Origin of the sequence: Cognatishimia sp. MH4019 (assembly GCF_020177595.1) — a bacterium.
GTDB lineage: Bacteria > Pseudomonadota > Alphaproteobacteria > Rhodobacterales > Rhodobacteraceae > JAHTBL01.
This window is the reverse complement of sequence record NZ_JAHTBL010000008.1, coordinates 165,594-185,042: the sequence shown is the minus strand read 5'-3', so window position 1 is coordinate 185,042 and position 19,449 is coordinate 165,594. Positions and strand designations below refer to the sequence as shown.

At 59.8% G+C, this 19,449-nt stretch carries 15 protein-coding genes; 9 read left to right on the top strand and 6 right to left on the bottom strand.

Features of this window, described 5'->3' with window-relative positions:
* Positions 1-481: 481 nt before the first annotated feature.
* The gene (locus tag KUW67_RS14635) at positions 482-847 is read left to right on the top strand and encodes a VOC family protein (protein WP_224826063.1); all 366 of its coding nucleotides are present in this window, start codon (positions 482-484) and stop codon (positions 845-847) included.
* Between the two features lie 52 nt (positions 848-899).
* On the opposite strand, the gene KUW67_RS14630 is transcribed toward KUW67_RS14635, so the two are convergent.
* The 3 genes from KUW67_RS14630 to KUW67_RS14620 all read right to left on the bottom strand — a co-directional run bounded on the left by KUW67_RS14630 (position 900) and on the right by KUW67_RS14620 (position 5,019).
* Positions 900-1,331, bottom strand: coding sequence for a universal stress protein (locus KUW67_RS14630; RefSeq protein ID WP_224826062.1), 432 nt, complete (start codon positions 1,329-1,331; stop codon positions 900-902).
* Complete coding sequence (locus KUW67_RS14625) at positions 1,328-3,940, bottom strand: TRAP transporter permease (RefSeq protein ID WP_224826061.1); 2,613 nt, start codon at positions 3,938-3,940, stop codon at positions 1,328-1,330. Before KUW67_RS14625 ends, KUW67_RS14630 begins: the two co-directional genes overlap by 4 nt.
* A gap of 110 nt (positions 3,941-4,050) precedes the next feature.
* Positions 4,051-5,019, bottom strand: a complete 969-nt coding sequence (locus KUW67_RS14620) for a TAXI family TRAP transporter solute-binding subunit (RefSeq protein ID WP_224826060.1) — start codon at positions 5,017-5,019, stop codon at positions 4,051-4,053.
* A 240-nt stretch (positions 5,020-5,259) separates the two neighbouring features.
* On the opposite strand from KUW67_RS14620, the gene KUW67_RS14615 reads away from it, so the two are divergent.
* Entirely contained in the window at positions 5,260-6,579 is a 1,320-nt protein-coding gene (locus KUW67_RS14615) for an aspartate aminotransferase family protein (RefSeq protein WP_224826059.1), read from the top strand.
* On the top strand, positions 6,579-7,334 hold the full coding sequence (locus tag KUW67_RS14610) for a 3-keto-5-aminohexanoate cleavage protein (RefSeq protein ID WP_224826058.1): 756 nt from the start codon (positions 6,579-6,581) through the stop codon (positions 7,332-7,334). The genes KUW67_RS14615 and KUW67_RS14610 overlap by 1 nt, the downstream gene beginning before the upstream one ends.
* 8 nt (positions 7,335-7,342) lie before the next feature.
* On the opposite strand, the gene KUW67_RS14605 is transcribed toward KUW67_RS14610, so the two are convergent.
* Positions 7,343-8,245 (bottom strand): LysR family transcriptional regulator, encoded by a 903-nt coding sequence (locus KUW67_RS14605; RefSeq protein WP_224826057.1) that lies wholly within the window; start codon positions 8,243-8,245, stop codon positions 7,343-7,345.
* A gap of 132 nt (positions 8,246-8,377) precedes the next feature.
* Between KUW67_RS14605 and xdhA the strand changes: the two genes are divergently transcribed.
* The 6 genes from xdhA to KUW67_RS14575 all read left to right on the top strand — a co-directional run bounded on the left by xdhA (position 8,378) and on the right by KUW67_RS14575 (position 17,325).
* Positions 8,378-9,838 carry a xanthine dehydrogenase small subunit gene (gene xdhA / locus KUW67_RS14600; RefSeq protein WP_224826056.1) on the top strand — a complete coding sequence of 487 codons (1,461 nt, stop codon included), beginning with the start codon at positions 8,378-8,380 and terminating at the stop codon, positions 9,836-9,838.
* A 14-nt stretch (positions 9,839-9,852) separates the two neighbouring features.
* Positions 9,853-12,204, top strand: coding sequence for a xanthine dehydrogenase molybdopterin binding subunit (xdhB, locus tag KUW67_RS14595; protein ID WP_224826055.1), 2,352 nt, complete (start codon positions 9,853-9,855; stop codon positions 12,202-12,204).
* 3 nt (positions 12,205-12,207) lie between these two features.
* On the top strand, positions 12,208-13,080 hold the full coding sequence (xdhC, locus tag KUW67_RS14590; RefSeq protein WP_224826054.1) for a xanthine dehydrogenase accessory protein XdhC: 873 nt from the start codon (positions 12,208-12,210) through the stop codon (positions 13,078-13,080).
* On the top strand, positions 13,061-14,644 hold the full coding sequence (locus KUW67_RS14585) for a xanthine/uracil/vitamin C permease (RefSeq protein WP_224826053.1): 1,584 nt from the start codon (positions 13,061-13,063) through the stop codon (positions 14,642-14,644). The genes xdhC and KUW67_RS14585 overlap by 20 nt, the downstream gene beginning before the upstream one ends.
* 66 nt (positions 14,645-14,710) lie before the next feature.
* Positions 14,711-16,003 carry a guanine deaminase gene (guaD, locus tag KUW67_RS14580; RefSeq protein WP_224826052.1) on the top strand — a complete coding sequence of 431 codons (1,293 nt, stop codon included), beginning with the start codon at positions 14,711-14,713 and terminating at the stop codon, positions 16,001-16,003.
* A 233-nt stretch (positions 16,004-16,236) separates the two neighbouring features.
* Positions 16,237-17,325 (top strand): AI-2E family transporter, encoded by a 1,089-nt coding sequence (locus KUW67_RS14575; RefSeq protein ID WP_224826051.1) that lies wholly within the window; start codon positions 16,237-16,239, stop codon positions 17,323-17,325.
* A 2-nt stretch (positions 17,326-17,327) separates the two neighbouring features.
* Here KUW67_RS14575 and kynU read toward each other — a convergent pair whose 3' ends face one another.
* Positions 17,328-18,530, bottom strand: coding sequence for a kynureninase (gene kynU / locus KUW67_RS14570; protein WP_224826050.1), 1,203 nt, complete (start codon positions 18,528-18,530; stop codon positions 17,328-17,330).
* Positions 18,527-19,321 carry a tryptophan 2,3-dioxygenase gene (locus KUW67_RS14565; RefSeq protein WP_224826049.1) on the bottom strand — a complete coding sequence of 265 codons (795 nt, stop codon included), beginning with the start codon at positions 19,319-19,321 and terminating at the stop codon, positions 18,527-18,529. Before KUW67_RS14565 ends, kynU begins: the two co-directional genes overlap by 4 nt.
* Positions 19,322-19,449: the final 128 nt, after the last annotated feature.

Genomic DNA, 19,449 nt, shown 5'->3' with positions numbered 1-19,449 from the left:
GGCAAAGCTCAAGCCGATGGACCCAGCCTTTGAGTAAGAGCGCGGTCCTACTTCGGACATCCCAGTAAATTAACGCGATGACGCAAACCAAAGCGTCAGAAAAGAAGAGTTTTTCAACAAAATCGGCACCCAGCTAACCTTCGCGGCGCGTTGTACGAATGGCCGCACCAGGTCGAAGGAAAACATTCGAGTTGCAAAAGACAACATTGTTGCACCAGCTGAAATCTCAGTGCCTCAAAATCAATGACTTAGCCAACATTAATGGCAAACCTTTGTGTCGTCCCACACCTCCTGTAAATTGCCAGAAGCATCACGCTTGCGCATCACGGCACTGGTGCGAAGGCAGACCACCCACATAATGCGACAAAGGCGTGATGATGCGTTCAAGGCCGATAGAGCCTTTTCCAGCTCATTTGCTTTGAATTGGGGGATCTGCTCAACTTGGGCCACGTGACCAACTCGAGATGAATTGGAGAACTGCATGGTCAAAGTTCTTGGAATTGGCGGTGTATTCTTTCGCTCAAAAGACCCAAAGGCATTGGCTGAGTGGTATAAGACCCATCTTGGGATCGCCCACTCACCGACAGACCCCGACATGATGCCTTGGACCACGCAAGCGGGGGTGACGATCTTTTCGCCCTTTGCCGACGACACCGATTACTTCCCGGCGGATCAAAGTTTCATGATCAATTTCCGTGTCTCTGACCTTGATGCGGCAGTGCAGGACCTTGCCTCAGCAGGTGTCGACAGCACGGACATCATGACCATGGACGGCATCGGGCGCTTTGCACGTATCCATGACCCGGAAGGACGCCCGATAGAGCTTTGGGAACCCGCTCAGTCCTGATCACTCTTCTCATAATGTAACGCCACCTAGGTCACAGCGACTCGACGCACCCTTAGCGCACCACGTAGACCGAACACTCCGAATGACGCACCACGCGCGATGCGTTCGGGCCCAGCAGGTAATCTTTGAAATCCGGGCTGTGCGCGCCGATCACGATCAGGCTCGCGCCCGCCAGAGATGCGGTCTTCAGCACCTCCTCGTAAACGCTGCCTACAGCCACGATATGACGCGCCTTTTGATCGGTCTCCTCGCCCAGGGTATCGGCCACGAATTTGCTCAGCAAATCCGCCGCGCTGTCCTTGGCGGTTTTGACGTGATGCTCTTCAAAATAAGCCCCGACAAGGCTGGCCCCGAAATCGGGAACAACCGTGATCACATCCAATTGCGCCCCGTCGAGGTCGGCCAACTGCTTGGCGCGCCTCAGCACCGGGGCCTCCACATCGGGGCGATTGATGTCAACGGCGCATAGAACGGTCTGGGTCATGCCGGTTCTCCTTCACGAAGGGCGGGGGTCGCGCGACGCGATTGCATCAGCGCGATAAGACCAAGCAACACAAGTGCAGGAATGAAGATCAGCTCTTTCGGGAGTTGATCTGCCGTTGCTTTCACCTGCGTAATTTGAACCGGATCGTCGCCATAGAAGTCGAACGAGGACAGCGCGTCGCCCAATTCTGTGCCAAAGCCCGGCTCGTCCAGTCGCTGCACCCCGACTTCAGGCACGATGATGAAGCCCAGCGTATCCAGGCGGGCCTGCGCGTCGGCACCTTCAGGAACTGTTAGCGGCACTGTCACATCCTTGACCTCAAGCGTATCGAAATCCGGGCCCGAAACGATAACCCGCAATTCACTGCCGACGGCCGCATTTCCGACGGTTTCCGTAAATGCTGCCGGTTCAATCAAATCGAAGGGCGGCTGGATCTGGTTCATGAAGAAGCCCGGACGGAACAGGGCAAAGGCGATCACAAGCAGCAGCACCGTTTCGTAGATACGGTTCTTGGTCAGGAACCAGCCCATCGTGGCCGCCGTGAACACAAGAATACCGATGGTCGAGACGATGAAGACCACGATGCCTTGGGTCAGCGTCACGTCAATCAGCAGCAGGTCCGTATTGAAGATGAACACAAACGGCAGCGCGACCGTTCTGAGGCTGTAGAAAAACGCCGTGAAGCCTGTGCGGATCGCGTCACCACCGGACACAGCAGCCGCCGCGAAACTCGCCAAACCCACAGGCGGCGTCACATCCGCCATAATCCCGAAGTAGAACACAAACAGGTGCACCGCGATCAGTGGCACAATCAGGCCGGACTGCGCGCCCAACTCGACCACCACCGCGACCATAAGCGACGACACGACGATGTAGTTGGCCGTTGTCGGCAAGCCCATGCCAAGGATCAACGACAGGATCGCCACGAAGATCAGCATCAGGATCAGGTTGCCGCCCGACAGGAACTCAACGAAGTCTGCCATGACTTGGCCGATACCCGTCAGCGACACCGTGCCAACGATAATGCCCGCCGTCGCGGTCGCCAGACCGATGCCGATCATGTTGCGCGCGCCGTCGATCATGCCGTCGATCAGGTCGATCAGACCGTCCTTGAGACGGCTGATTGCATTCTCCTCGCCACGGAAAAACGCCTTGAGCGTCTTCTGGGTCAACAGAATGCCGAACAGAAGGAACGTCGCCCAAAACGCCGACAGGCCAGGCGATTTGCGTTCGATCATCAGGAAGTAGACCAGAACGATGATCGGCAGTAGGAAATAAAGGCCAGACTTGTAGATCTTCGCCAGATCGGGAAGCTCGACCACTTCTGCATTGGGGTCATCTGCCTCAAGGTCCGGCGTTTGCGACGCCAGATAGATCAAAGCCACATAAATCGCGCCGAGCAGGATCGACAGGATCAGGCCAGAGCCTTCGGGGAAGAGCCCCGTGATAAAGCGCACCGGGAATTGAGTGACATAGCACAGCGCCGCAAAGCCTGCGAAGAACGCAAACATCCCGCCGATCGTGCGGCCCATGCTGACGACTTTGTTGCCGATCGTCGGCATGTTGTTCTTCACCGCTTCAAGGTGAACGATATAGACCAGCGCGATGTAGGAAATCACGGCAGGCAGGAATGCGTGGGTGATGACCTCGACGTAAGAGATGCCCACGTATTCGACCATCAGGAAGGCCGCAGCGCCCATTACAGGCGGCATGATCTGACCATTAACCGAGGAGGCGACTTCGACCGAGCCAGCTTTCTCCGCGCTGAACCCCACCCGCTTCATCAGCGGGATGGTGAACGTGCCCGTGGTGACCACGTTGGCGATGGACGAGCCAGAGATCAGACCGGTCGCAGCCGATCCGACAACGGCTGCCTTTGCCGGACCACCGCGCAGGTGGCCCAGCGCGCCAAACGCCATCTTGATGAAGTAATTGCCCGCGCCTGCCTTATCCAGCAGGGCACCGAACAGCACGAACAGGAACACGAATTTCGTCGACACGCCCAGCGCGATGCCAAAGACACCTTCTGATGTGATCCACATATGGCTCATGGCTTTGCGCAAGGATGCCCCGGCCCAGCGGATCTGATCCGGCACAGCCTCGGACGAGCCGAAGAAAACGTAAAAGAGGAAGATAAGCGCAAGGATCACCATAACGGGACCCAGCACGCGATAAGACGCGATGAACAAAAGGATCAAACCGGCCAAAGCGAAATAGGCGTCGGTCGCATCAGCCAGACCGCCATTCGCGACAATCTTGTTGTAGAAGAAATACCCATAAAGCGCCAAGAAAGCGCCTGAGATACCCAGCACCCAGTCATACCAGGGGATGTAATCGCGCGGGCTTGACTTGAAGAGCGGATAGGCCATCGCAGCCAGAAAAACGGCAAACGCCAAGTGAATTTGACGCGAGTTGTTGATCAGATCGCCCGGCAGCACCCAAGGAGCGACGGGCGAGGCCAAAAGGACCTGAAAGATCGACCATGTCAGCGCGACAAGTGCGATGAACAAACCAACAGAACCGGTGGGACTGCGCGCGCCGCTGTCGCTAGCGGCCACAAGCTCTTGAAGTTCTTCTTCGCTCAGAGCGCGTTTTTCTGTCTTCGACATGATGTCCCCCTGCTGCCTTTTTGGCATGCTTATGCTGGAAGCCCGGCCAAGCTGAGCCGGTGCAAACCGGGGGCAGCGCACCGCCCCCGGCTGTTTTCAGTGGGTCGAGATTACTCGATCCAGCCTTGCTCTTTGTAGTACTTCTCGGCACCGGGGTGCAGAGGTGCGGACAGACCAGCCGTTGCCATTTCCTCAGGCTTGAGGTTGGCGAAAGCGGGGTGCAGGCCGGTGAAGTCTTCGAAGTTCTCGAAGACGGCGCTGACCAGCGTATAGACAACTTCTTCCGACACATTGGCAGAGGTCACGAAAGTTGCGCCCACACCGAAGGTCATCGTGTCTTCGTCATTGCCGCGATACATGCCGCCGGGGATGGTGGCGGTGCGGTAGAACGAGTTCTCTTCGACCAGACCTGTGACCGCGTCGCCAGATACTTCGACCAGCACGGAATCACACGCTGTGGTGGCTTCCTGAATGGAGCCGGAGGGGTGACCGACCGTGTAGACCATCGCATCGATCTGGTTGTCGCAAAGCGCTGCGGACTGCTCGGCTGCCTTCAGCTCGGTGGCGAGTGCGAAGTCGTCCATCGTCCAGCCTTTGGCTTCCATCAGCACTTCCATCGTGCCACGCTGACCGGAACCGGGGTTGCCGATATTGACGCGCTTGCCAGCCAGATCATCGACCGTCGCGATGCCTGCATCTGCGCGGGCCACAACGGTGAACGGCTCAGGGTGCACGGAGAAGACTGCGCGCAGTTCTTCGAACGGGCCAGCCTCTTCGAAGCGCGACGAGCCGTTGAACGCGTGATACTGCCAGTCGGATTGGGCCACACCGAACTCAAGCTCGCCTTCGCGGATTGTGTTGATGTTGTAGACCGAACCACCCGTGGATTCGACCGAGCAGCGCACGCCATGATCGCGGCGGCCTTTGTTGACCAGACGGCAAATCGCACCGCCGGTGGGGTAGTAAACGCCTGTGACGCCACCGGTGCCAATGGTGATGAACTCTTCCGCATAGGCGGCCGGGGCCATCATCGCAGCGGACACCACACACGCGGCTGTCAGTTTCAGTTTGTTAAACATCATTTACTCCCTTTGTTGATGTCATTTCGTGAAGTTTCGGGTCTCAACCCATGGTCTGGGTAATGTCGCACGCGCCGCAATCACTTTAATACAGGTCTGGCCATCCTCGGCCACGCGGCAGCTGCTTGTAATCCTCCCAAACCGGACCGTAGGAGTGTCGGCGCAGTTTCATTTGTTGTCAATCGCTGGCGCGTCTGGTTGAAGTCCAAGAAGCCTGAACGCACAATACGGAGGCAACGCATGTCACATGTTTTCCCACGTCACACAAAGGCCCATATGCCTTTGGCCGTGCGCGCAGAGGGCGCTTATATCTACGATTCCGACGGCAAAGCCTATCTTGATGGCTCTGGTGGGGCCGCAGTGTCTTGCCTGGGTCATAGCGATCCGGACGTGATCGCCGCGATCAAAACTCAGATCGATTCTCTGGATTTCGCACATACGGGCTTTCTGACCTCTGAGCCAGCCGAAGAGCTGGCCACGCGCCTCGTGGCTCACGCGCCCGAAGGGATCGACCGGGTCTATCTGGTCTCTGGCGGGTCTGAAGCGGTTGAAGCCGCGATGAAACTCGCCCGGCAATACATGATCGAGATCGGTCAGCCCGACCGCACCCGCTTCATCTCGCGCCGGCAAAGCTATCACGGCAATACGCTGGGCGCGCTTGGAACGGGCGGCAACATGTGGCGGCGCGAACCGTTCGATCCGGTGATGGTGTCGGCCAGCCATATCGCACCCTGCTACGAATACCGCGACCGCGCCGACGGCGAGAGCGTCGAAGACTACGGCCAGCGCGTCGCCAACGAGCTTGAGGCCGAACTGCTACGCGTCGGCCCTGAGACCGTGATCGGCTTTCTGGCCGAACCTGTCGTCGGGGCCACCGCCGGAGCCGTGCCCTCTGTGCCCGGCTATTTCACCCGCATCCGCGAGATTTGCGACCGATATGGTATCTTGCTGATCCTCGACGAGGTGATGTGCGGCATGGGGCGCACAGGCACGCTTTTCGCCTGCACGCAAGACGACGTGCGCCCCGATATCATCACCATCGCTAAGGGCCTCGGCGCGGGCTACCAGCCCATCGGCGCGATGCTCTGCTCGGCCGAGATTTACCGCGCCATCGAAGACGGCAGCGGCTTCTTTCAGCACGGGCACACCTATCTGGGCCATCCGGTCGCCTGCGCCGCGGCCAATGCTGTCGTCACAAAGCTGACCGATGGCGGCATGGCGGAACGTGCCTTAAAAATGGGCAACTATTTCGAGGATGCCTTGCGCGCCACCTTCGGACAGCACCCCCATGTCGGTGACATCCGCGGGCGCGGCATGTTCCGCGGGCTCGAGTTTGTTGCGGACCGCGAGACGAAGACCCCTTTCGATCCTGACAAGAAACTCGCCGCCCGCCTCAAGGCCAAAGCGATGGAGAACGGTCTGATCTGCTACCCGATGAACGGCACCATCGACGGTAAACAGGGCGATCACGTCCTGCTCGCCCCACCTTTCATCGCCACCGAAGCGCAGCTTGATGAGCTGATCGACAAACTCTCCAAAAGCCTGGCCGCCGTTCTGTGATGCCCTTACCCCGTATCATGGTCGCGCCCAACGGCGCGCGGCTGCAAAAAGTCGATCATCCGGCCATCCCGCTCACAGACGCAGAGGTCATCACCTGCGCGCAAGCCTGCTTCAAGGCCGGGGCCGACGCGATCCATGCTCATATCCGTGACGCCGACGGGCAGCATCTTCTGGATGCCGCGCGCTATCGCGCTCTTGTCGCTGCGTTGAATAAGGACGTGCCGGGCATGGCCGTCCAGATCACAACCGAAGCCGTCGGGCGCTATGAGCCTGCTCACCAGGTGCAGGTCGCGCTTGAGGCGGGTGCAGACATGGTTTCGGTCTCAATCCGCGAGCTATGCCGTGCAGATAAGGCCGCAGTTCAGGCGTTCCTCAACGATTGCGCTGACCGCAAAATCACCCTGCAATTCATCCTCTATGATGCCGCCGACTGCGCCTTGCTTGCGCGCACACTCCCCACGGAGACGCTCAATGACCCCGCGCTTCAGCTCCTCTTCGTACTGGGTCGCTATAGCCAGACCCCGGCACAACCAGAGGACCTGACACCATTTCTAGACTGGCTCTCCGACGAGGCGCTCAGCCCCGATTGGGCCGTCTGCGCCTTCGGGCCTGATGAGGCCAAATGCCTGCAACATGCCGCCAGAAAGGGCGGGAAGTGCCGCACCGGGTTCGAGAACTCGTTGCATCTCAGCAATGGCAGCATCGCGCCCGACAACGCCGCCAAGGTCACCGACCTGAAGGCGCTGATCGGCTAGAAACAGCCTCACGTCTGAGGCACATCGGCCCGCAACTGCTCGATCATGAAATCAATGAAAAGCCGCACTTTGGAATCCTGCAGTCGCCGGTGCGGATAAAGACATCCGAAGGTCGACGGTAAGGGTGGCGTGTCGGGCAGAATCTCGACTAACGCGCCGGACGCCAGATGCGCGGCCACTTCAAAGCGTGGCTTGTTGATGATCCCGCGCCCGCTCAGCGCCCAATCGGTCAGCACGTCCCCATCATCGGAATCGTAGCTGCCAGCAACATCTAAGCGCTGCGGCCCCTCGGGCGTCTCCAACCGCCAATAATACTCCGGCGAGCGCGGATAGCGCAGCAGAAGGCACGCATGTGACATCAGATCATCGGGCTTTTGCGGCGTGCCGTAACACTCCAGATAAAACGGCGCGGCACACAGAACGCGCGGGCATTCCATCACCTTGCGCAGCTTGAGATTGGAATCCGGCGGCCGACCCACGACAAAGGCGACATCCACACCATCCGTCACCGGATCAAGCCTCCGGTCCGACAGATGCAACCGGATCGAGACCTTCGGATACGCATCCACAAAGCGCGGCACCAGCGGTGAGATAAAGCGCTTGCCCACGCCCAACGGCGCCGTTACGTGGATCACCCCCTTGGGTTGGTTCGAGAACCCCGAGATTGCAGCCTCTGCTTCCTCCAGCGTTTCCAGCACCTTACGGGCATGGGCGTAGAACTCCCGACCCACCGCCGTGGGCGACAACTTGCGCGTGGTGCGATTGAACAAACGCACATCCAACCGATGCTCCAGCTCTTTGATCCGGTTGCTCGCCACCGCCGGGGTCAGCCGCAAGTCACGCCCCCCTGCAGTGATGCTGCCCCGCTCCACAACCCGGACGAAAACGCGTAGACTTTCCACATAGGGCATCCAACGCCCTTTCTATTATCAATGAACCGTTGAAATAGATTATCACTATCCTCTCTATTTTTATATAGTCGAACGCTGCACACTAGGACCACGGTCCCAAGTCCACCCAACGCACCAACGTCAGGAAAGCCCATGACCACTCGATCCAACACTCAGTTCCTTTTGAACGGAAAGCCCGTGACCCTCGACGCCATCAGCGCAGGCGACACGCTGTTGGATTACCTGCGGCTGCAAAAACGTCTGACCGGCACCAAGGAAGGCTGTGCGGAGGGCGATTGCGGCGCGTGCACGGTGCTGGTGGGGCGGCTGAACAAGGGCCAGTTGAACTACGAGACCGTCAACGCCTGCATCCGCTTCATGGCGTCGCTGGACGGCTGCCATATCGTGACCGTGGAATATCTGAGCGGACCCGACGGGCGGATGCACCCGGTGCAACAGGCGATGGTCGACTTTCACGGCAGCCAATGCGGCTTTTGCACACCGGGTTTCGTGATGTCGCTTTACGCGCTCTGGATGGAAACACCCGAGCCGACCGAAACCCAGATCGAGACAGCGCTGCAAGGCAACCTTTGCCGCTGCACGGGCTACGAGCCGATCATCCGCGCAGCCCAGTCGATCAATACCTATGGCAGCCCTGCGCAGGACGCGCTGAACACCGAGCGCGCCGCCGTGACCTCTCAACTGCAAGCCATGGCCGACGGTCAGCGCGTTGAACTGCGCACGGATGACAGCCTCGCGATCCTGCCCGCAGACGTGGACGACCTCGCCGCAGCTCTGCTAGAGCATCCCGACGCCACCATGGTCGCCGGGGCCACGGATGTGGGCCTTTGGGTGACGAAATTCCTCAAGACGATCTCTCCGGCGATTTTCCTCAGCCATCTGGAGGAGCTGCGCGAGATCGAACAGTCCGACGGCATGATCCGCATGGGCGCTGGCGTCAGCTATTCTGGTAGCGCCGACACGCTTTGTGCCGCCTTCCCGCATCTGCGCGACTACTGGGACCGCATCGCGGGCTGGCAAATTCGCAATATGGGCACCATCGGCGGCAATGTCGCCAACGGCTCCCCCATCGGGGATACGCCCCCTGTTCTGATTGCGCTCGGCGCGCAGGTTATCCTGCGCAAAGGCGACGCGCGCCGCACCCTGCCGGTCGAGGCGTTCTTTATCGACTACGGCAAGCAAGACCTCGCCGCGGGTGAGTTCGTCGAACGGATCGACATCCCGCTCGCGCAGCCCGGCAGCTTGCACGCGGCCTACAAAATCTCAAAGCGTCGCGACGAAGACATCAGCTCCGTCGCGGTGGGCCTCAACGTGACAGTGCAGGACGGCCAGATCACCAACGCGCGCATCGCGTTCGGCGGCATGGCCGCCACGCCCAAGCGCGCCGCAGCTGTCGAGGCCGCTCTGATCGGCCAACCGTGGAGCGAAGCAACCATCAGCGCTGCTGCTGCCAAGCTGCCCGAAGACTTCCAGCCACTCACCGATTGGCGCGCCTCGTCCGAGTATCGGATGCGGTCCGCGCAAAACCTGCTCCGCCGCTTCTGGCTAGAGAACGCAGCCACCGACGCCCCAGTGCGCCTGATGCGCGCATAACGGAGGATATTCAGATGCACGACGATACCCGCCCCGACGCCGCCCTCACCCCGCCTGCGGATCGCACCCTGTCCGGGGGTGTGCATGTGGACCGCCGGCACGACTCAGCGGTCAAGCATGTGACGGGCCGTGCAGAATACGCGGATGATATCGCGGAACCTGTTGGCACCTTGCACGCCTATCTGGGTCTGTCCGAGCGCGCCCATGCCAAACTGCGCAACGTCGATCTGGACGCGGTGCGCAACGCCCCCGGCGTGATCGACGTGCTGACCGCCGACGATATTCCCGGCGTCAACGATGTCAGCCCCACGGGCCGCGATGACGAGCCCGTTTTGGCCACCGACAAGATCGAGTTCTGGGGCCAGCCTATCTTTGCGGTGATCGCCGAGACCCGCGATCAGGCCCGCCGCGCCGCCCATCTGGCACAGATCGACTACGAAGACCTGCCCCATGTGCTGGAAGCCGACGCCGCGCAGAATGCCGATATGCCTTATGTCACGCCTCCCCTCACGCTGAAGCGTGGGGATGCGCCAGTCGCAATGAAAAACGCCAAGCATCGCATCAAGGGCCAGATGCGCGTCGGTGGTCAGGATCACATGTATCTTGAGGGCCATATCGCCTTCGCCATCCCCGGCGAGGATGAGGACGTGATCGTGCATTCTTCTACCCAGCACCCGACCGAGGCGCAGCATATGGTCGCCCATGTGCTCGGCGTCGCCTCCAACGCGGTGACGGTGAATGTGCGGCGCATGGGCGGCGGGTTCGGCGGAAAGGAAACGCAGATGAACCTCTTCTGCGCCGTCGCGGCCATCGCCGCAAAGCGCCTCAACCGCCCGGTCAAAATCCGCCCCGATCGTGATGATGATATGTCTGCCACCGGCAAACGGCATGATTTCGTCATCGACTACGAGGTCGGCTTTGACGATGACGGCAAGATCGAAGCCGTCACCGGTGAATTTGCCGCCCGGTGCGGCTTCTCATCAGACCTCTCCGGCCCAGTCACCGACCGCGCGCTCTTTCACGCCGACAATGCGTATTTCTATCCCCATGTGCTGCTGAACTCGCACCCGATGAAAACCAACACCGTCTCCAACACCGCCTTTCGCGGCTTTGGTGGACCCCAGGGCGTCATCATCGCAGAGCGGATCATCGAAGAAATCGCCTATCACCGGAGCCGCGACAGCCTCGATATCCGCAAGCTGAATTTCTACGGCGAAGGCCGCGATATCACGCCTTATCACCAGACCGTCGAAGACAATATCGCCCCGCAAATCGTTGCCGATCTAGAGGCGCGGTCTGACTATGCCGAGCGCCGTCAGGCGGTACTGGATTGGAACGCCAAAGGCGGCGTGATCCGCAAGGGCATCGCGCTGACGCCTGTGAAATTCGGCATCTCGTTTACCGCGACATGGTATAATCAGGCCGGTGCGCTGGTGCATATCTATTCCGATGGCTCGATCCACCTGAACCATGGCGGCACCGAGATGGGGCAAGGCCTCAACACCAAGGTCGCCCAAGTGGTCGCGGACGCGTTTCAAGCCGATTTCGAAACGATCAAGATCACCAAAACCACAACCGAGAAAGTGCCAAACACCTCGGCGACGGCTGCGTCCTCCGGCACCGATCTGAACGGCATGGCCGCCTTGGATGCCTGCGAACAAATCAAAGCCCGGCTGGTCGAGTTTGCGGCAGATACATGGAACGTGGCCCCCGAAGCGGTGCGCTTCCTGCCCGGATCCGTACAGATCGGGGACGAGGTGATCTCTTTCCCTGACCTCATCAAAGCCGCCTACATGGCGCGCATCCACCTGTCGGCTGCAGGCTTCTACAAGACCCCGAAAATCCACTGGGACCGCGACAAAGGCACGGGCCGCCCGTTCTATTACTATGCCTATGGCGCCGCCGTGTCCGAGGTCTCCATCGACACGCTGACCGGCGAATACATCGTCGACCGGGCGGATGTGCTGCATGATGTAGGTCGCTCCCTGAACCCGGTGATCGACCGCGGTCAGGTTGAAGGCGCATTCATCCAAGGCATGGGCTGGCTCACCACAGAAGAGCTCTGGTGGGACGAAAAGGGCCAGCTGCGCACCCATGCGCCCTCCACCTACAAGATCCCGCTCGCCTCGGACCGCCCGCGCATCTTCAATGTCGACCTCGCCGACTGGTCCGAGAACCGCGAGAACACGATCAAGCGCTCCAAAGCCGTGGGGGAGCCGCCCTTCATGCTGGGCATTTCCGTGCTGGAAGCCTTGTCGATGGCCGTGGCCAGCGTCGATGACTACCGCACCTGTCCCCGCCTTAATGCCCCCGCCACGCCCGAGCGTGTGCTGATGGCCGTCGAACGCCTGCAAGGCGAGGGCTAAGCCATGACGCTTGCCGATTTCCTGTCCCAGCACAGCGCTGTCATCACCGTCACCCTGACCCGCGTGCGTGGCTCGTCACCGCGCGAAGTGGGGGCCACGATGTATGTCGCAGACAACGCGATGCGCGGCACCATCGGCGGCGGGCAGTTGGAGTATATGGCCATCGACAAGGCCCGCGCGCTGCTGCGCAAGGGTGTCACCGAAGCCGAGATGGACGTCCCGCTGGGACCGGAGATCGGCCAATGCTGCGGCGGTCGGGTTGAGTTGAGCCTGACCCTGATGGACCGCGCATCCCGTGCCGCAGCCCTCGAAGCAGATGCCAAGGCCCAAGCCGCGCGCCCTGTCGTGCAAATCCACGGTGCCGGTCATGTCGGCCGCGCGCTGGCACAATTTTTCGCCCATCTGCCCGTGCGCGCGATCCTTATCGACAGCCGCGCAGACGAGCTGTCCCAAGCCACCGATCAAGTCGAACACTGCCTTTGCCCCCTGCCCGAGGCCGAGCTACGCCAAGCCCCCGCAGGCAGCGCCTTTATCGTGCTCACCCATGACCACGCGCTCGATTTCCTGCTGGCGTCCGAGGCTCTCGCCCGTGGCGATGCCGCCTATGTCGGCATGATCGGATCGGCCACAAAACGCGCGCGGTTTGACCGCTTTTGCCGCGACACCGCCCCACACATTTCGACCGCCGCACTGACCTGCCCGATGGGCGCCCAAGGCAGCGCCGACAAGCGCCCCGAAATCATCGCAGCCTTCATCACCGCAGAAGTGATGGCCGCACTGACCTCTCACCAAAATTCCAAGAGGCTCCACAAAAACAAAAAGAGCCCGAACCATCCGACAGTGAGGACTTCCCCAAATGACGACCCAACCTTATAGCTACCGATTATTCAGTCGGAGCGATTTCAGCGCCTTCTGGGCTCTTTTCACAGACAACCTCGTAAACCTGATGGTGCTCTCTGCCATCTGTCAGTTCGTCTTCCAGATGCCCGCCGAGATCGTCTACGGACGCATCGTGCCCGGTGCCGCCATCGCCATTCTTGCTGGTGTCGCGGTCTATACGCTGATGGCCAAACGCGTCGCTGAACGCACCGGCCAGGACGTCACCGCCCTGCCCTACGGCATCTCGACCCCGGTCATGTTCGTCTATCTCTTCGGCGTGATCGGCCCGATTTACTGGTCCACACAAGACGCGGTTCTTGCGTGGCAAGTGGGCATCGGCGCTGGCTTCATGGGCGGTATCGTCGCCGCCTTCGGCGCGATCGTCGGACCGTTCCTTAAGCGCGTGACACCGCGTGCAGGTATGCTTGGCACGCTGTGTGGCATCGCCCTAGTCTTCATCGGCTCCGTCCCGCTCAGCCAGATCTTCGAGAACCCGATCATCGGTTTTTCGTCGCTCGTCATCATCCTCTGGGGTCTGATCGGCCGCTTCCGTCTGCCCTTCAACATACCCGCCGGTCTGCTGGCCATCGGCATCGGAACAATCTGCGCGATCATCCTTGGCCAGTCTTCGCTTGAGCTGGACGGCATCGGCTTCTACCCGCCTCTGCCTTACATCGGTGACGTGATCGCAGGCGTGCAGTATCTCTTTGCCAACCCCGAGTTGTTCCTCGTGCTGGTCCCGGTGCAGATCTACAACTTCATCGAAACCATGAACAACGTGGAAAGCGCAGAAGCCGCGGGCGACAGCTACCCGGTTGGCATGTGCCAGGTCACTGATGGTGCAGGCACGATGATCGGTGCAATCTTCGGCTCCCCCTTCCCGACGACGGTCTATATCGGCCACCCGGCCTATAAGCGCCTTGAGGCCCATGCGGGCTATATCATCGGCGTGGCAGGCGTGATTGGCTTTGCAGCCTTCTTCGGCTTCCTCGCCTTTATCAACGGGCTGATCCCTGTGGCGGCGGCCGCACCGGTGCTCGTCTTTGTCTCGGTCAGCCTGATCACGAATACGGCGTTCAGCGTCAAACCTGAACACATGGCCGCTGTCTCGATCGCGATCCTGCCGCATATCTCGAGCTTCCTCATCACCAAATGGGGCTCGCTTGTGAATGCGCTGCGCAATACCGGTGTCGAAGGGCTGCCCGCTTTGGGCGACGCCGAGCTGACCGCCGCCCTGCTGATGGAAGGCGCGCATTATGACGGCCATCTGGCCCTTGCCCAAGGTGCGATCATCACAGGTCTGGTCTGGGGCGCGATTGCAGCGAGCATCATCGACGCGCGCTTCAACAATGCAGCCGGATTTGCCTTTGCCGCTGCCGCGATGTCCTCGGTGGGGATCATTCATGGACCCAGCCTGCAGATGCCGCAATTTGACGGGATCACTATCGGCTACCTGATCATGGGCGCGTTCCTCGCGATCTACCCTCGGCTTGCCCCGAAGGAAGACCTTGAGAACCGCATTATCGTCCCGGACGAGCCCGACCTGATGCCCGAAAAGTAACCGGCATCCATGCCAACAGGCGGGCGCATTCCCTGCGCCAGCCTTTCTCTATCAACGGACAGACCTATGACACAGACCCTCCTGCGCGGCCGCGTTCTGAGCTTCAATCACCGCCCGCAAGATGCCAGCGACACCGACGCCTATACGTATATCGAAGACGGCGCGCTGCTGCTGTCTGAGGGTCAGATCATCGCCTCGGGCGACTATGCCGATATCGCAGCGCAAGCGCCGCGCGCACAAACCGTTGACCATCGCCCCCATCTGTTGATGGCAGGCTTCATCGACATGCATATCCATTTTCCGCAAATGCAGGTCGTGGCCAGCTGGGGTGCGCAACTGCTTGATTGGCTGAATAATTACACGTTCCCCACCGAAGCCGATTACGGCGATGCCCAACACAGCCGCGCCATGGCGCGCCGCTTCTGCGATCTGCTGACCGATCATGGCACGACCACAGCGGTTGCGTTTTGCTCGGTGCATAAATCCTCGGCAGAAGCTCTCTTCTCCGAAGCCAGCTCTCGCAACATGCGGATGATTGCTGGCAAGACGATGATGGACCGCAACGCCGCCCCCGCCGTCCATGACACACCGCAATCGAGCTATGATGACAGCAAGGCGCTGGTCGCAGACTGGCACGATACCGGGCGGCTCAGCTATGCGATCACGCCACGTTTCGCGATCACCTCAAGCCCAGAGCAGCTTGAAGTGGCCCGCGCGCTGGTTCAGGAAAATCCGACCTGTTTCGTTCAAACCCACCTGTCCGAGAACCACGCCGAGATCGAAGAAACCAAGCGCCTTTACCCGGACGCCCGCGACTATCTCGACATCTACGAAAGCTACGGCCTGCTTGGCCCGCGCACGATGCTGGGCCATGCCATCCACCTTGAACCGCGCGAGATTGCGGCCCTGGCCGAGACCGGGTCTCACCCGGTATTCTGCCCCACCTCGAACCTCTTTCTGGGCAGCGGTCTTTTTGATGAGGCGGGCCTGCGCGAGCGCGGCATCACAAGCGGGATCGCTACGGATATCGGCGGCGGCACCAGCTACTCGATGCTGCAAACCCTCAACGAGAGCTACAAAATCCTGCAACTTCAGAACCAGAGCCTGCACGCCTTGCAAGCCTTCGACTGGATCACCCGCGGCAATGCGGCGGTATTGGGCATGTCCGACCGGATTGGCACACTTGAGGCGGGGACCGAGGCCGATATCGTCGTGCTTGACGCGCACGCTACGCCCGCCATGGCCCTGCGGATGGAGCGCGCCGAGACACTGGAGGAAGAGCTATTCATTCTGCAAATGATGGGCGATGACCGCGCGATTGTGCAAACTTACGTGGCTGGCGCACCTCAAAAAGCCTAACCAGCCACGCCCCAACCCGACGCGCTGCGCAATGGAACCAATATGTCATCTGACACGTTCCTCTGCACAGGAAGACGGACCGCATCACTCGATTTGGCCCGACTGCTTCCATAACATCGGGAGGGTTCCTATGAACCGCATCATCTATATCGTTGGCCTTGTCGTGGTCGTTCTGTTCATCCTGTCTTTCTTCGGTCTGCGCTGATCCATACGGCGCGACGACGAGGGGCCACATGACAAAAAGAACAACGCTGCCAGAAGACATCCGGGCTTTGCGCCGGGGTGTCACTGTGTTGATCACCATCTTGATCTTTGCCACCGCTTATCTGGCGAAAGATCTGGTCTTGCCGATCATGCTCGGCTTTTTGATCGCACTCACACTCAGCCCGATCAACCGTAGCCTGCAAAGTCTCGGCCTGCCGGCCTCAATAGGCGCCGTGTTGCTCATCGTTCTGACAACTGGCGCCGTTCTGGCAGTGATCTTTTTCGCAGGCGGCACGGCCCGCGCGTGGTCACAGGACATTCCCGGCATTCTGCAGGAGTTGCGCTATAAACTGACCAATGTCACCGAGGCCATTGAAACCGTCAAAGACGCCTCCGAACAGGTCGAGGACATGGCCGCCCCCGCTGGCGAAAGCTCGCCAGAGGTCGTGGTGCAACAGCCGCCCTTGCTAACCTCGGTGCTCACCCACGCGGCGAACATGATTATCTCGATCGGCGTGGCAATGATCCTCGCGCTGTTTCTGCTGTCATCGGGTGATCTGTTCTACACCAAACTGGTGCAAACCTTCCAAAAAATGAGCGACAAGAAGCGCGCGCTGACCACCGTCTACGACATCGAACGCCGCGTCTCGCGTTATCTTCTGACGATCACGCTTATCAATGCGGGTCTTGGTCTGGTCGTGGCCACCGCGCTCTATCTTCTGGGCCTCGAATATGCCTACATCTGGGGCATCGCTGCATTCTTGTTGAATTACCTACCTATTCTGGGCGGCATTATCGGAACGCTTTTGGTCGGCGTGCACGCGATCGTCTATTTTGACGCGCTCTCCTATGCGTTGCTGGCGCCATTGGTCTATCAGATCCTGACCTCAACCGAGGCCCAGTTCATCACACCCTATCTGGTCGGCAAACGGATGGAATTGAACATCGTCGCCGTTTTCCTGACCATTGTTTTATGGGCCTGGATCTGGGGCATCGCAGGCGCGCTTGTCGCCGTGCCGGTGTTGCTTGTGTTCAAAGTCGTATGCGAGAATTTCTCGTCGCTCAACAAGATCGGTAATTTCCTGGGCGTGGCCGACAAAAGCCACAGGCCGCTTTAGACTTACGTCACCCGACTGGTCGTTTTGAACTCAGCACGATCCCACAAGCGATTGCTCAGAACATCCTCCAGAATGCCCACCGCGGCGCGCACATCCGCGTCGTCGATGTAGAGCGGCGTGAAGCCGAACCGCATAATATCCGGCGCTCGGAAATCCCCGATTACCCCTTTGGATATCAGCGCCTGCATCGCCGCATAGCCATGCTCAAAATGGAATGACACCTGACTGCCCCGCATCGCCGCGTCACGCGGGCTGGCAAGACGCAAGTCCGGACAGCGCGCCTCCACCTCCGCGATAAATGTCTCGCAAAGCGCCACACTCGCTGCGCGTACATCCGCCATATCAAGACCATCCCACAGCGTCAGGGCTTCCTCCAGCGCGGTCATCTGCACCACCGGCGGCGTCCCAACGCGCATCCGCTCGATATCCTTAGCGGGGCGATATTCCGTCTCAAACGCAAACGGCGCAGCATGGCCCAACCAGCCTGACATGGCTGGCATAATGTCTTCGACCAGATCGGGGCGCACATAGATAAACGCGGGCGCACCCGGCCCACCGTTGAGGTATTTATACGTGCAGCCCACCGCAAATTCGCAGCCGCTGCCCTGCAAATCAACCGGCACCGCGCCCGCACTATGGGCCAGATCCCAAAGCATCACCACGCCTGCCCCATGCGCCTTCGCCGTCATCGCCGCCATGTCATGCATTCGACCGGTGCGGTAATCGACCTGCGTGATCATCGCGACAGCAATCTCGTCGGTCAGCGCGTCCATCACCTGCTCGGGTGCAACGATCCGCAACTCATGCCCTTGACCCAACTGCGCAATCAGCCCTTGCGCCATGTAAAGATCAGACGGAAAGTTCCCGCTATCTGACAAGATCACTTTGCGATCCGGGCGCATCTGCACAGCAGCGGACAAAGCCTGGTACACCTTCACCGACAGCGTGTCGCCCATCACGACAGACCCTTCCGGCGCGCCGATCAGACGGCCCACCTGATTGCCAACGCGCATCGGCTGACCCATCCAGTCATCGACGTTCCAGCCCCGGATCAGATGCTGCCCCCACTCACCGGTGACCATCTCGGCCACGCGCGGCGCTACCGATTTCGGCAACGGCCCAAGGGAGTTGCCATCCAGATAGATCACCCCCTCTGGCAGCATGAACTTGTCTTTCATCGGCAATGACGTCATTGCATCTTTCATAGATGTCCTCGCATTTTCCAAAGTTCCGGGAAAAGCTCCACTTCCAGCATCTTACGGAGGTATTTCACGCCCGATGTGCCACCTGTGCCGCGTTTAAACCCGATGATCCGTTCAACGGTCGTCACATGATTAAAGCGCCAACGGCGGAAGTAATCCTCAAGATCGACCAACTTTTCGGCCAGTTCATACAGCGCCCAATGCGCGCCGGGATCACGGTAAATCACCGTCCACGCGTCCATGACTTCAGTGCTCGCTTGATGGGGCTGATCCAGACGATAGGTTTGCGGGTCAAACGTGACGTCTAACTCTGCCGCCAACGTATCCAAAGCGACGTGATACAGCGATTTTGTCTCCAGCTCTTGTCCCAACATATGGTGAAGCTCAGGCCGGTGCTCATGCACCTTCATCATCGCGCGATTGCGATTGCCCAACACGAACTCGATCAACCGATACTGATGCGACTGAAACCCTGAAGACGCTCCCAGATCGTCGCGAAACTGCGTGTATTCGCTGGGCGTCATCGTGCGCAAAACGTCCCACGCGCTGTTGAGCTGCTCAAATATCCGCGCCACCCGCGCAAGCATCTTGAACGTCTTGGGAAACGCACCCTGCGCCAGCGCTTCCCGCGCGGTTGTCAGCTCATGCAAGGCAAGGCGCATCCACAACTCGGACGTCTGATGCTGGATGATGAACAGCATCTCGTCATGGGCGTCCGATCGCATGTTCTGCGCGCCAAGGATCGGATCAAGCGACAGATAATCGCCATAGGACATGTACTTGGCAAAGGACATTTTCGCACCGTCGCGTGATGGGTCATACCCGCTCACAGGGCACCTTCGATCACGCGGAGCTTTTGGCCATCTCGCCTGCTTCGTTTCACCTGCGATCCAGACATCTCACAGCTCCTCTCTGCGATGGA